Raw genomic sequence first — 13,275 nt, forward strand, 5'->3', positions numbered from 1 at the left:
CAATGCCAGAAGCTCCGGGGAGATCTCCTGCGGCTGTAGAGAAGAAAGCCTTAATCTGGGAATATCAGTCTGCGCCAGGATACGCTCCAGCAAGCCCGTCAGTCCAACACCGTTATCGTCATACGAGCCAATATCGGTACCGGTCAGTACTACTTCCCGGTAGCCACCAGCCGACCGCCTTTTGATCTCAGCCAGGACATTTTCGGCAGGCAGGCTCTTTTCCCGACCCCTTACCAGAGGCACGATACAGTAGGAGCAGAATTTGTTACAGCCATCCTGAATCTTGATAAAGGCGCGCGTCCGCAAAGCAGGGGTGTGTTTATCCTCCGGATTCTCATCAACGGGGGCTGAAGCAGGCAAAGAAAAGGCTTCTTTCACCATGCCCGGCAAGTGAGTCTTATCATCATTGGCAATGACCAGATTTACGCCTTCAATCTGAGTAAGCTCACGGGACGCCCGCTGAGCATAACAGCCGGTAACCACCACCAGCGCTGCCGGGTTACGGCGATGAGCCGCCCGGAGCAGCTGACGCGACCTGGCATCAGCATTGCCGGTAACCGTACAGGTATTGAGCACATAGATATCAGCTTCATCCGCCGATGGTACCAGTTCATACCCGGCTGCACTGAACTGGCGGACTAAAAGCTCAGTCTCCGCCAGATTAAGTTTACAGCCTAAGGTTTCTATAGCAATCTTCATGTTTCTTCGAGTGGAATCAACCAAATGCAAAACCCCTTTCATCCCAGTTGACGCACCGAACAGAAACATATTATACTAATGATGATATCAAGCGGGCAAATTAAGAGGTAAACTTAAAAAATAACGCCTCTGGATAACACGCCATTTTAACCCCGGCAGCGGATAGGACGGACAGGAAGCGCGGTTGACAAGTAACCATGACAATAGAGTGGTGATTACCGGGATAGGTACTTTGTGCCCGCTCGGTATGGACATATCTACCATCTGGGAAAATCTGATTGCCGGTAAGTCCGGCATTGATTACATCACCCTCTTCGATGCTGAACCCTTTGAGACCAGGTTTGCCGGTGAGGTCAAAGGATTTGACCCCCTCAATTACATAAACCGCAAAGAAGCCCGCCACATGGACCGCTTTGCCCAGCTGGCGGTGGCGGCCGGCCAGCAGGCGGTAAAGAATGCCGGTATCGAAATCAATGCCTCTAACCAGGACAACATCGCTATTGTTGTTGGTAGCGGTATTGGCGGCCTGACCACGCTGTTAGAACAGACAAAAATACTACTGGAAAGAGGCCCGAGCAGGGTAAGCCCTTTCCTGGTACCCATGATGATATCGGATATGGCGGCCGCCCAGGTATCCATTACGCTGGGAGTGAAGGGGCCCAATCTATGTACCACCTCAGCCTGCTCCAGTAGCTCGGACGCAATAGGCGTCGCTTACGAGCTCATCAAACGGGGAGATGTTCAGGCGGCGCTTGCCGGTGGTAGTGAAGCCATAATCAATCAGATAGGGATTGCCTCTTTTAATGCCCTCAAAGCGCTCTCTATCCGGAATGACGCGCCGCAGAAAGCTTCCCGTCCCTTTGATATTGACCGGGACGGCTTTGTCATCGGGGAGGGAGCCAGCCTCCTCGTCCTGGAAAGTCTAACCCACGCCCGGGAACGGGGGGCTAAAATCATGGCTGAACTTTTAGCCTATGGCGCCAGCGCTGACGCTTACCACATGACGCAGCCATCGGAAAACGGAGAGGGCGCGGTCAGGGCCATAAAGCTGGCCCTCAATAAAGCTGGAATTCCGGCCAGCGAAATCGATTATATTAACGCCCACGGCACCTCCACTCCGCTCAACGACGAGATGGAGACAAAAGCGATTAAGACGGTCTTTGGCGAGCATGCCTACCGTATTCCGATAAGCTCCACCAAATCAATGACCGGACACTTAATCGGCGCCGCCGGCGCCCTTGAAGCCGCGATATGCACGATGGTTATCCAGCACGGTATAATACCGCCGACGATAAACCTGGAACATCCGTCCCCTGAGTGCGACCTGAATTACGTACCCCTGAAACCAATCAAGGCGAAGGTCACCACCGCTTTATCCAACTCGTTTGGCTTCGGCGGGCATAACTCAGTCCTGATATTTCGAGAGTATAGCGAGGCTTAGGCTTGGGCCACAGCCGCTGGAACATCAGGCCAACCGTCCCCGATAAAGTTCTTACCAGCTTTGCAGGTCTATCCCCACTGCTGGCCCAGGTTCTCTACAACCGCAACCTTAATGAGCCGTCTCTACTGGAGGACTTCATCCTGGCTGATGACCGGTTATCCGGTGACCCCTCACTGCTGCCGGGCATGCATCAGGCCGTGGGCAGAATTTACCAGGCTTTACTTTCCGGTGAAAGCATCGCCGTTTACGGGGACTTCGATACTGACGGCATCACCTCCACCGCACTCCTGGTACAGGGACTATCACTCATCGGCGGCAAGATAATACCCTACATCCCTCACCGCCTGACCGAAGGCTACGGACTGAAAGTGTCCGCGCTGGAGAAACTACAGCAGCAGGGCGTTAGCCTGGTCATTACCGTTGACTGCGGCATTACCGCCCTGACCGAGGTCAGAAAAGCCAAAAAGATGGGGCTGGATATCATTATCACCGACCATCACACACCCCTGGATACCCTGCCGCCCGCCAACGCCGTGGTCAATCCCCGGTTAGCCGGCTCATCTTACCCATTCCCGGAGCTGGCCGGAGTCGGCGTGGCTTTCAAGCTGCTTCAGGCTGTGTTCCGCAGCATCGGTAAAGAGCAATATCTCAGCCAGTTGATGGACCTGGTAGCCCTGGGTACGGTAGCGGATATGATGCCACTGGTAGGAGAAAACCGGTACCTGGTCAAGCAAGGCCTGAAGGTGCTCAGCGCCTCCCCTCGCCCCGGAATCAGGGAACTGATAGCGCGGTCAGGACTGGACAGCACTAATCTTACCAGTGAAAGCATCTCCTGGTTCATCGCTCCCAGATTAAACGCGGCGGGCAGACTGGAACACGCCATGAGCAGCTATACTCTACTGATGACAGACTCAGAACCGGAGGCACACGAGCTGGCCCTGTGGCTGGAACAAAAGAACTCCGAGAGGCAGAAGCTGACCGCCGATGCCTCTGCCAGAGCCAGAGAGCAGGTGCTGGCCCAGGGCATCCAACCGTTGCTGGTAGCCAGCGACCGGGACTTTCCGGTTGGCATCTGCGGGCTGGTCGCCAGCCGGTTAGCTGAGGAATTCTACCGTCCGGCGATTGTCATCAGGAGCGGTGAAAGCATCAGCAGCGGTAGCGGCCGCAGCATCCCTGAATTTAACATCATTCAAGCCTTAGCCCGCTGCCGTAATCTTTTCACTCACTTCGGCGGGCATTCCCAGGCAGCCGGTTTCACGCTGCCCACAAAAGATTTGCCCCGCCTCCAGCAGGCATTACTGGAGATAGCCACTACCGAGCTGGATGGAGTTGATTTACGCTCTACTCTGGATATTGATGCTGAAGTCGGGCTGTCCAATCTGGGGGGAGATACCTTCCCGACCATCCAGAAACTGGCGCCGTTTGGCTATGGCAACCCCTTACCCACTTTCCTCACCCGGGGGGTAGAGATTGTCGACTGCCGTCCCATGGGCAATAATGGCGGGCACCTCAAGCTTAAATTGAAGCAGACTAATACCGTCTGGGACGGAGTGGGTTTCAGGCTGGGCAACTACCTGACAGAAGTATCATCCCCGCTCGATATCGTGTATAACCTGGAATTAGACCAGTGGGGCGGACAGAGAAGGCTCAGGCTCAATATTCTGGACTTTGACACCACCCGCGTCTGACATATAAGAGAAACAGGGCTAAAAGCACATCCGTAATACACTTCTTAACCTGGAAGCCTGTGGTTCCGTTTGTATCTGGTGGGTTCAGTTGTCATTGAGAGAAGCACGTTCGCTTCGCTCAGTGTAAACTCCGCGACGGGGCAATCTGAGAGGTGGGAGGGAAACCATCACAAGACAGTTGCTTCGCCGAGGCTATCCGAGAATACTGTCCCAAAGCCATTCTGTCATTCTGACTCCGCATGACACCACCAACCAGAACCGAATATACTTATCCGGCTGATATTGGACAAATTATCCGGCCAGGACTTAAAATAGAAGTTAACCGAGTCGGCATTACAGAGGGAAACCATGAGAGAGATAAGCTTCTCCGAAATTACCCCGGAATACCTGTATTTCTCCAGACGCAAGTTTCTGGCGGGAGCTGGCGCGCTGCTGACCAGCCTGATGTTTTTCGGCGGCTGCCAGAGGGAGGAGCCTGCCTCTGCCACAGGATTCTGCGACTCCGCCCAGGCCAGCAGCACCACCGATGAGCTTGGCGACGAACTGACACCCTGCGACTCCATTATCAACTATAACAACTTCTATGAGTTCACCACCTCCAAAGAGGGGGTAGCCGTACTTGCCCAGGATTTCAAGACCTCACCATGGAGCGTGGAGGTAGGGGGACTGGTCAACAAACCGCATACCTATGACATGGATGAGATACTGCAAAAATTCCCCCAGGAAGAGCGAATCTACCGGCTGCGCTGCGTGGAAGCCTGGTCAATGGTCATCCCGTGGTCAGGTTTCCCCCTGGTAAAACTGTTAGCCGCCGCCGAGCCGAAACCGGAAGCCAAGTACGTGCGCTTCGAAGCGCTTTACGACCCGGAGCAGATGCCCGGTCAGAAAAGCCGGATATATAACTGGCCATACGTTGAAGGCTTGCGCCTGGATGAAGCGATGCACGACCTGACGATACTGGCTACCGGCATTTACGGCAAGCCGTTACCGCCGCAGGATGGCGCGCCGATACGGCTGGTGGTGCCCTGGAAATACGGCTTCAAGGACATCAAGTCAATCGTGAAGATCGACCTCGTAGAGGAAATGCCTGTCTCTCTTTGGATGGCCGCCGCCCCCCACGAATACGGCTTTTACGCCAATGTAAACCCCGATGTACCCCACCCCCGATGGACGCAGTCCAGTGAGCGCCGGATCGGGGAACTAAGCCGCCGTAAAACCCTGCCATTCAACGGGTACGCCGATGAAGTAGCCCGTCTCTACGAAGGTATGGACTTAAAAAAGTTTTTCTGATGCGCAGTCCCAGGGCATCCGCAATTCAGGTAGTGGTCCACATTACCGCGCTGTTACCGTTATCCGTCATCATCTGGGACTTCTGGCAGGGCCAGCTAACCGTCAACCCGATACAGGAAATACAGCTTCGCACCGGCCGCTATGCCCTGCTGATTCTGATACTCTCTCTAAGCTGCACGCCGCTCAGCCGGATATTCGGCAGCGGCCGGATATTCCGCTTACGCCGGCCGCTGGGTCTTTACGCTTTCGCCTATGCCAGCCTGCACTTCCTGAACTTCATCGGACTGGACTACGGCTTCAATCTGGCTTTGCTCAGAGAGGATATCGCCGAAAAGAGCTTCGTTATACTGGGTTTTGCCGCTTTCCTCTGCATGCTCCCGGTAGCGATAACCTCCACCCGGGGATGGATGCAAAGACTGGGCAAAAACTGGGAACGTGTGCACTGGCTGGTATATCCGGCTGCCATACTGGCGGTAACCCACTTCACCCTGCAGGTCAAGGCAGACTTCCGCTTACCGTTACTTTACTGGGCATTACTGATACTATTGCTGGCAACCCGCCTGCCCGTTATCAGGAAGATGGCCGGGCGCTTCGCCCCCGGGCGGAGCGGGAGCGGTAGTGGTCAGATTTAAAAATTATCCCTGTCCCCTGACCTTAAGCGCCTCATCATAAATTTCGCGGTTTTGAGCAATATACTCTGCCGACAAACTAAAACCATGGGCATAAGGTCTCCCCTGCTTATCCACAGTGACAAAGGTGGCCATACCGGTAACGGACGTGGTTTCCTCGTCACTGTTAAACGCCTGGCCGTAAACCGTTATGCTGGAATCACCCACCAGGGCTATCCTGGCCTTAATCTCGATAATATTCCCGCTAGTGACCGGTTTAGTGAAACTTATACCGTGCACCCGGACACAGACTACATCCTCGGGTTTCCCGACAAGCCTGCAGGCAGTAATAAAGCAGGACTCCACCAGCCATTCCGCCATCCGCCCGGCGAATAGAGTACCGTGATGCTGCAGGTCTTCAGGTTTTACCAGATGAGAAATTACCGTTTCCCGCAAAAAGCACCTCCTACATTCCAGTCCTTCTTTTACCAAATCCGGTAACTGATTTCCACCATACCTCTGCATTCTCTCCTGCTACTCTACCGCAATGGCAAAACCCGTGTGCTTCAGGGTCAATGGCCGGGTTATTTCTGCCCAGCGGTCATGGATAGGGTGAGCCAGCAGGCGGGCGCGGGCCTCAGTGTCCGCATAATAAATTAACCTCATGTATTGATACGGCGGGTCATCCCCCAGGCAAGGCCCCTGCTCTACAGCCAGTACCCCCGGCACCTGCTCCCAGACCTGGGCCGCCCGTAATGATTCTTCTTTCTGGGTTTCGGTCACTTCCGTCTTGAAACTGAAGACTGCAACACGGATAATACCGGCTCCACTGATAGATGGCATACTCTCCTCCTTCCGCTCAACCAGGTGAGCGAACAGATCTTTAGCGTCGGGTTTTTGTTTTTAACCGGCGCTTCCTTATTAAATCGCCAATTATGGTACCGATAATTCCACCTGTGATACTACCGCCAACAAAACCAATGAGAATACCGCCCGAACCAAAATAATGAATACCGGCTGTTATCCCCGCGGCGCCACCGGCAATCATGCCGACAAACATGCCGAGTACGGGATATTTATTCCCCGGCTGCCACCCTGGCGGTCTTTCCGGGTCATTCCCGCTTCCGTACCTTAACCTCGTTTCCAGCTCGACTTCTCTCTGCCTGGAGAACGGGTCCCCCGGGAAAAACAGCATCACGGGTCACCCCCGCAAAGACAGACATTACCGAACTTAATACTCATTACTTTTATATGAGTTAACCCTATCCCCTAACACGCTAAATAATAGTGCTTAACAGGGATACAGCACCCCCTCTGTGACTTTCCAAGTTGTCCGGTGATATACACGGGCCGTGCTGCCCCACACTATGAAGTTTGACGGCTCAGTTCTTCCAGCAAAATCCGCGCCGCCCTTTTATCCAGGGGTTTATTGTTATTACCACACTTGGGCGACTGAATACAACTGGGGCAACCTTCCTCACAGGGACACTCGATAACCGCGGTCAGCGCCGCCCCCCAGAGCTGCTCCACCAGTTCAAAGCCTTTCTCAGCGATGCCGATGCCACCGGGATAGGCGTCGTGGATGAATATCTGGGCTCTGCCGGTATCGGGGTGCAGGGGAGTGGAGACCCCGCCGATATCATTGCGGTCGCAGAGGGCAAACAGGGGCAGAAGGGCAATCGCGGCATGCTCGGCGGCATGGAGGCCCCCGGCAAAGTCAAGCTGCTCACTTTCCAGCCTGGTGATGGCCTCATCCGGCAGGTCAAACCAGAGGGCCACCGTGGGAAAATGCTGAGGGGGTAGGTCGAGCGGTTCTTCGCCGATGATTTCCTCGGTGAACTGCGCCTTCTTCTTAAAGCCGACCACCGTATTGGTCACCTCCACCTCACCCAGGTATACCTTCACCCCCCCGCACCTCTTGCTCTGCCTCAACCTGATGATACGCAAGTCCTCAAGCTCTTTGGTCTGAGTGTAATAGTTCACCGTCGCCGGCACGGCGTAAGCGGTCCGCCCGGCCAGGTCAAGGTCAGTGACCAGATAGGACTCCCCCTGATGGAGATAAACAGCCCCGGGGTGTATCTGGAAGAAAGCGACACTGGACTCCACCGTCTCCAGCAGAGAAGCTGTAGTAGTATCTACCATAGCGAAGTTTTCCCCGGAGGTAGCCCGGATATTGATTGCCTGTGCCGGATAAGAAATAGACGGGGAAAGATGCCATTTCCGGCCTCGTTTGCGCAGCAGACCCTGTTCCTCCAGCCCGGCTATCTCCTGATTAAAGTGGTCGCCGAAGAAGCGCTCGTCATAACCGGTCAGCGGCATCTCCCAGGCGGCGCAGAGCAGATGTGCCCGCAGGATATAGGGATTATCAGGGTTGACCAGGGCATTTTCAAAGTTTTTCTGGAAAAAGGACTCCGGGTGGCGCATGAAATACTGGTCGAGGGGATTATCCAGGCCGATGAGGAAACTCAGAGACCTCTCCTTGCCCCGCCCGCTCCTGCCCGCCTGCTGCCAGGTACTGGCGATGCTGCCGGGGTAACCGGTCAGTACCGTGGCTTCAAGGTCGCCGATATCTATCCCCAGTTCCAGGGCGACGGTAGCCACCACCCCGATAAGCTCCCCGCTAAAAAGCTCCCGCTCGATGCGGCGGCGTTCCTCGGGCAGATAACCGGCGCGGTAAGGTTTGATACGGCTGGCTAAAGCCGGATTGACGGTGGCCAGTTTGTCCCGCGAGTAGGTGTAAATAAGCTCGGTCAAACGGCGGGTACGGGCAAAGACCAGTGTACGGATATTTTGCTCAACCAGTGCGGTAAATAAACTGGTTGCCTCGCTGTTAGCGCTGTGGCGGGCGCCTTTCGCCTCATCAATAATCGGGGGGTTCCAGAAGACAAACTCCTTCCCCCCGTGAGGGGAACCATCATTTTCAACCACGGTGAAGGGTAGCCCGGCCAGCTTCTCAGCGTGCTCGCCCGGATTGGCGATGGTCGCTGAACAGAGAATAAACCGGGGGTCAGCGCCGTAGATACGACACAGCCGTCGCAGGCGACGCAGGACACCGGCAACATGAGAGCCGAAAACGCCGCGATAGATATGGGCCTCGTCAACGACCACGTATTTCAGGTTCCGCAGCAGTCTTGACCAGGACTGGTGATTGGGCAGTATGCCAAGATGCAGCATATCCGGATTGGTCAGTATCACCCGTCCCCGCTTCCTTATCTGCGCTCTTTCATCGGGAGGGGTATCTCCGTCAAAGGTAGCGAAGTCCCCCTGCCGGAACAGGCCGGGGCAGAATAATTCCTGCAAAGCCCGCAGCTGGTCCTGGGCCAGGGCCTTGGTCGGGAAAAGATACAGAGCGCAACCGGCGGGTTCAGTCAATAGCGCCTGCATTACAGCAATGTTGTAGCACAGGCTCTTCCCGCTGGCGCTGGGGGTCGCCACCATGACATTCCTGCCCTGCTGAGCATGATTCACTGCCTCAGCCTGGTGAGTATAGAGGGATGCTATGCCGTGATGGTGGAGACAGTCCTGCAGGGGAGAGGACATCGGCTCGTCTAATTCGCCAAAGGCCGCCTTAAGGGATCGAATACGCTCAATATGGGCGATCTGGTTATCATAAGCAGGCTGTGCGGTCAGATAATTGAGGAAAGCTACCGTATCCATTACCGCTCTCAAGGAGAGATTTCACACGGACAGATATCAAAATACCGCCAGGATTTCAATTTCATAGCCCAGCACTTCTATTTCAAACCGGTTATCCGTAATAAACTGCACCACCCTCGAGAGGACTTCATTGGCGTGGCGCTTATCATTACTGACACAGGAGACTCCGATAGTAGCCATCTGCCATAAATCGTGGTCATCAATCTCAGCTACAGAAACATTGAACTTGGCACTCACCCGGCTGGTAATCGACTTTACAATCTGCCTCTTCCCCTTGAGAGACAGATTTTCCGGTAAGCGAAACTGGATGCTACATACGCCGACATGCATGACCTGTATCGCCGCCAATATACAACGTGTGACCCGCCAAGGTCAAGGCGGACAACTAAATAGGTGTTTTACAGCCTTGCCGCCATGTGATATAATTTCCCCGATTTATGTTATACTGGTACCTGACAGATAGTCATCTCAAATAGAGAGTAGAGAGGTAGTAGTTGGACAAAGAAGAGAAGACAAAGGTTATTGAAAAGTTTGCCCAGCACGAGAAGGATACCGGCTCCACCGAAGTGCAGGTAGCCCTGCTGACGCAAAGGATAAATCAGCTAACCGGCCATATGGCCGCTAACCGGCATGATTTCCACACGCGCCACGGATTGATTAAACTCGTCGGCAAAAGGAGAAGGCTCCTGACATACCTCAGTAAAGAGGACGTCAGCCGGTACCACAAACTAATCAGAGAGCTAGGATTACGTAAATAATACCTGAAAAAGGAGTAAATGTTGCAGAAACCTCAATCTTTTGAATGTGAGATTGGAGGTAGAACTCTAACTATAGAAACGGGGAAGCTGGCCGAGCAGGCTTCGGCGGCGGCTACATTAAGATACGGAGAAACCGTAGTTCTGGTCACCGTTTGTGTCGGTGAAAAGCCCCGAGAAGGAGTTGATTTTCTACCCCTGACCGTTGATTATGAAGAGAGATTATACGCTGCCGGTAAGATACCCGGCGGTTTTATCCGGAGAGAAGGCCGGCCCAGCCAGGAGGCAATCCTGGCCAGCCGGCTCACCGACCGTCCCATCCGTCCACTCCTACCCAAGGCATGGCGCCATGACATACAGCTGATAATAACCGTTTTGTCCGCCGACCAGGAAAACGCCCCTGACCTGCTGGCCGTTATCGGCAGCTCGACGGTACTGTCAATGTCAGAAGTGCCATTCGCCGGTCCCGTGAGCGCGGTGCGCGTCGGCCATATTAACGGCGAATTAGTACTTAACCCGACCTTAGCCCAGCTTGAAGATAGCCTTTTTGAGCTTATCGTCGCCAGTACCAGCAGTGAAGTAATAATGCTTGAGGCCGGAGCCCGTGAAGTCTCGGAAGATGCCATCTTCCAGGCAATCCAGTTTGGCCATGAAGCCAACCAGGGTATCATCAGACTCCAGGAGCAAATTCAGCAGTCGCTGGGTAAAGCCAAACTACCGGTCCCGGTGAAACAAATTAACCCTGAGATAGCGGCGGCCATCGCGCCGATTATCAGGGAAAAACTCAACCAGGCGGTCAGTTACGCTGAGAAAGCGCACCGCGAGCAAGCTCTCGCCGAGCTAAAGAGCGAAATCATCGGAGACCTGGGGGAGACTTTCCCCCCTGAGGAACTGGTTTCCGCTTTTGATGCTGAGATCAAGGCTGAGATAAGGGACCAGCTCCTCAATAAAAACCAGCGCGCCAGCGGCCGCGGTTTGACCGAGATTCGCCCCATCAGCTGTGAAGTGAACCTGTTACCCCGCACCCACGGCTCGGCGCTATTCACCCGCGGTCAGACACAAGCGCTGACCATTGCCACCCTGGGCTCTACCAGGAAAGAACAGCAACTCGACGGGCTGGGAATAGAGGAGACGAAACGCTTTATGCATCACTACAACTTCACCCCCTTCTCTACCGGTGAAGTAAAACGTGTCGGCTCTCCCAGTCGCCGTGAAATTGGACACGGCGCCCTGGTGGAACGCTCCCTGGAACCGGTATTGCCCAGGGATGAGGACTTCCCGTACACCATCCGCCTGGTCTCTGAGATTCTCAGCTCCAGCGGCAGTACTTCCATGGCCAGCATCTGTGCCAGCAGCTTAGCCCTGATGGATGCCGGTATACCGATTAAGAAAGCCGTCGCCGGAATAGCGATGGGGCTGGTCACCGATGATAGCGGCCGGTACGCTATTCTAACCGATATCGAAGGCATTGAGGACAACTACGGTGATATGGACTTCAAGGTAGCCGGTACCCCGGATGGTATCACCGGAGTACAAATGGATACCAAACTCAAGGGCTTAAGCGCCGAAATCATTGATAAAACTCTGCGCCAGGCACATGTTGCCCGCCTGTTCATCCTGGATATTATGAACAGGACCATAAATGCCAGCCGTCCGGAACTGAGCCGTTACGCGCCCCGGGTCTATAAAATGACAATCGGCGTTGATAAAATCGGCGCCGTAATCGGTCCCGGTGGTAAGACCATCCGGTCGATTACCGAAGAGACCAAAACCACCATTGATATCGAAAATGACGGTACGGTACTCGTCGGCTCCGCTGATGAGGCCTCCGCTAACCGGGCAATCAAGATGATTGAGGGACTGACCAAAGATGTTGAAATCGGTGAAATCTACACCGGGAAAATAACCCGGCTGCTCGGCTTCGGCGCCTTTGTCGAAATCATGCCCGGAAAAGAAGGTATGGTCCATATCAGCGAGCTGTCCGCTCACCGGGTAGCCAACATTGAGGATGAAGTAAAAGTGGGTGACGAGATCACCGTAAAGGTAATCAGGATTGAGGATGGTAAGATAGGGCTGTCACGGAAAGCGCTACTGGCAGGTTCATCGCAAGATCAGGGAAGCCAGGCGCACGACGCACCTACACCAGACTACCCGTTCCGAAGACAGCGGGATGATCACCCGCCCCGGGGAAGTTGGCCCCAAAAACGCTAGATTGCACGGACAAGGAATACCCTGACTGAGACCCTAGATGCTATCATTAACCGGCAGGATGTAGACCATGAAACCAATCAAAGTAGTCATCCATGGAGCGCTGGGTAGAGTTGGCCGGGAGATGGTAAACAGCCTGTGCCGCCAGAACGACATTCGGGTGGTCGGGGCAATAGACCGCAAGGCTGCCGGTGATTCTCTCCCCTTACCCGATGGTTCAGGCACAATCCCCTTCTCGGCAGACTCAGACCAGATCATAACCAGAAGCCAGCCTGATGTACTGGTTGACTTCACCGTTGCTCAAGCTATCATGCCCGTAGTGCGTACCGCTACCAAACACGGCGTTAACTTGGTGATAGGTACCACCGGTCTCACGGCTGATGATATTGATGAGATTGACCGGCTGGCTAAAGCCAACAAAGTAGGGGCGGTGGTAGCGCCAAATTTTGCGCTGGGCGCAGTCCTCATGGTGCACCTGGCCAAAATAGCCGCCAAATATCTCGACTATGCAGAAATCGTCGAGCTGCATCACCACCTGAAAGTGGATTCGCCATCGGGGACGGCCATATCAACCGCCAGAGCCATGGCTCAAGCCCGGAACAAGCCGTTTGCGCAACCGCCGGAGCAGAAGCAGGCCTCTAACAGTCGCGGAGACCAGGTAGAGGGCATCCCTATCCACAGCGTTAGGCTACCCGGTCTCATGGCGCACCACGAGATACTGCTGGGAGCCGCCGGACAGACACTGAGCATACGCCATGATACCATTAACCGGGAATGCTACGTGCCGGGGGTGATACTGGCCATCAAGGAAGTGGTCAAGCGCCAGGGGCTGGTTTACGGGCTGGATATTTTGCTCAACTTACAGGAGACAAAATGAGTTACAGATTAGCTATTGTCGGGGCTACCGGACTTGTCGGGCAAGAGTTCAT

At 54.5% G+C, this 13,275-nt stretch carries 12 protein-coding genes and 1 pseudogene; 7 read left to right on the plus strand and 6 right to left on the minus strand.

The window, feature by feature from the left end:
- A partial coding sequence (locus Q8Q07_07970) for a radical SAM protein (protein MDP3880219.1) occupies positions 1-699 on the minus strand: 699 nt, incomplete at its 3' end.
- Positions 700-883: 184 nt separating this feature from the next.
- Between Q8Q07_07970 and fabF the strand changes: the two genes are divergently transcribed.
- The 4 genes from fabF (at position 884) to Q8Q07_07990 (ending at position 5,750) form a co-directional block, all read left to right on the plus strand.
- Positions 884-2,140 carry a beta-ketoacyl-ACP synthase II gene (gene fabF / locus Q8Q07_07975; GenBank protein MDP3880220.1) on the plus strand — a complete coding sequence of 419 codons (1,257 nt, stop codon included), beginning with the start codon at positions 884-886 and terminating at the stop codon, positions 2,138-2,140.
- A gap of 2 nt (positions 2,141-2,142) precedes the next feature.
- Positions 2,143-3,828, plus strand: coding sequence for a single-stranded-DNA-specific exonuclease RecJ (recJ, locus tag Q8Q07_07980; protein ID MDP3880221.1), 1,686 nt, complete (start codon positions 2,143-2,145; stop codon positions 3,826-3,828).
- 348 nt (positions 3,829-4,176) lie between these two features.
- Complete coding sequence (gene msrP / locus Q8Q07_07985; protein ID MDP3880222.1) at positions 4,177-5,118, plus strand: protein-methionine-sulfoxide reductase catalytic subunit MsrP; 942 nt, start codon at positions 4,177-4,179, stop codon at positions 5,116-5,118.
- Positions 5,118-5,750 (plus strand): protein-methionine-sulfoxide reductase heme-binding subunit MsrQ, encoded by a 633-nt coding sequence (locus Q8Q07_07990; GenBank protein ID MDP3880223.1) that lies wholly within the window; start codon positions 5,118-5,120, stop codon positions 5,748-5,750. The genes msrP and Q8Q07_07990 overlap by 1 nt, the downstream gene beginning before the upstream one ends.
- Positions 5,751-5,753: 3 nt before the next feature.
- On the opposite strand, the gene Q8Q07_07995 is transcribed toward Q8Q07_07990, so the two are convergent.
- The 5 genes from Q8Q07_07995 to Q8Q07_08015 form a co-directional block, all read right to left on the minus strand.
- Complete coding sequence (locus Q8Q07_07995; protein MDP3880224.1) at positions 5,754-6,182, minus strand: hotdog domain-containing protein; 429 nt, start codon at positions 6,180-6,182, stop codon at positions 5,754-5,756.
- Between the two features lie 78 nt (positions 6,183-6,260).
- Positions 6,261-6,569, minus strand: a complete 309-nt coding sequence (locus Q8Q07_08000) for a Dabb family protein (GenBank protein MDP3880225.1) — start codon at positions 6,567-6,569, stop codon at positions 6,261-6,263.
- A gap of 40 nt (positions 6,570-6,609) precedes the next feature.
- Positions 6,610-6,921, minus strand: coding sequence for a hypothetical protein (locus Q8Q07_08005; GenBank protein MDP3880226.1), 312 nt, complete (start codon positions 6,919-6,921; stop codon positions 6,610-6,612).
- A 170-nt stretch (positions 6,922-7,091) separates the two neighbouring features.
- The gene (locus tag Q8Q07_08010; protein MDP3880227.1) at positions 7,092-9,383 is read right to left on the minus strand and encodes a DEAD/DEAH box helicase; all 2,292 of its coding nucleotides are present in this window, start codon (positions 9,381-9,383) and stop codon (positions 7,092-7,094) included.
- A gap of 36 nt (positions 9,384-9,419) precedes the next feature.
- Positions 9,420-9,731: a DUF503 domain-containing protein gene (locus tag Q8Q07_08015; protein ID MDP3880228.1), complete on the minus strand. Its 312-nt coding sequence runs from the start codon at positions 9,729-9,731 to the stop codon at positions 9,420-9,422.
- A 146-nt stretch (positions 9,732-9,877) separates the two neighbouring features.
- Here Q8Q07_08015 and rpsO point away from each other — a divergent pair, with 146 nt between their 5' ends.
- The 3 genes and pseudogenes from rpsO to dapB all read left to right on the plus strand — a co-directional run bounded on the left by rpsO (position 9,878) and on the right by dapB (position 13,223).
- Positions 9,878-10,141 carry a 30S ribosomal protein S15 gene (gene rpsO / locus Q8Q07_08020; GenBank protein ID MDP3880229.1) on the plus strand — a complete coding sequence of 88 codons (264 nt, stop codon included), beginning with the start codon at positions 9,878-9,880 and terminating at the stop codon, positions 10,139-10,141.
- Positions 10,142-10,159: 18 nt separating this feature from the next.
- Positions 10,160-12,232, plus strand: a pseudogene (locus Q8Q07_08025) (polyribonucleotide nucleotidyltransferase).
- 184 nt (positions 12,233-12,416) lie between these two features.
- Positions 12,417-13,223, plus strand: a complete 807-nt coding sequence (gene dapB / locus Q8Q07_08030) for a 4-hydroxy-tetrahydrodipicolinate reductase (protein MDP3880230.1) — start codon at positions 12,417-12,419, stop codon at positions 13,221-13,223.
- Positions 13,224-13,275 lie beyond the last annotated feature (52 nt).

It is taken from the genome of Dehalococcoidales bacterium (assembly GCA_030698765.1).
In the GTDB taxonomy this organism is placed as follows: Bacteria; Chloroflexota; Dehalococcoidia; order Dehalococcoidales; family UBA2162; genus JAUYMF01.

Bases quoted from the DNA above. Each gene is read 5' to 3' on its own strand.
- msrP (MDP3880222.1), top strand. From the start codon at position 4,177: ATGAGAGAGATAAGCTTCTCCGAAATTACCCCGGAATACCTGTATTTC.
- Q8Q07_07990 (MDP3880223.1), top strand. From the start codon at position 5,118: ATGCGCAGTCCCAGGGCATCCGCAATTCAGGTAGTGGTCCACATTACC.
- Q8Q07_08000 (MDP3880225.1), bottom strand. From the start codon at position 6,569: ATGCCATCTATCAGTGGAGCCGGTATTATCCGTGTTGCAGTCTTCAGT.
- Q8Q07_08005 (MDP3880226.1), bottom strand. From the start codon at position 6,921: ATGCTGTTTTTCCCGGGGGACCCGTTCTCCAGGCAGAGAGAAGTCGAG.
- Q8Q07_08010 (MDP3880227.1), bottom strand. From the start codon at position 9,383: ATGGATACGGTAGCTTTCCTCAATTATCTGACCGCACAGCCTGCTTAT.
- dapB (MDP3880230.1), top strand. From the start codon at position 12,417: ATGAAACCAATCAAAGTAGTCATCCATGGAGCGCTGGGTAGAGTTGGC.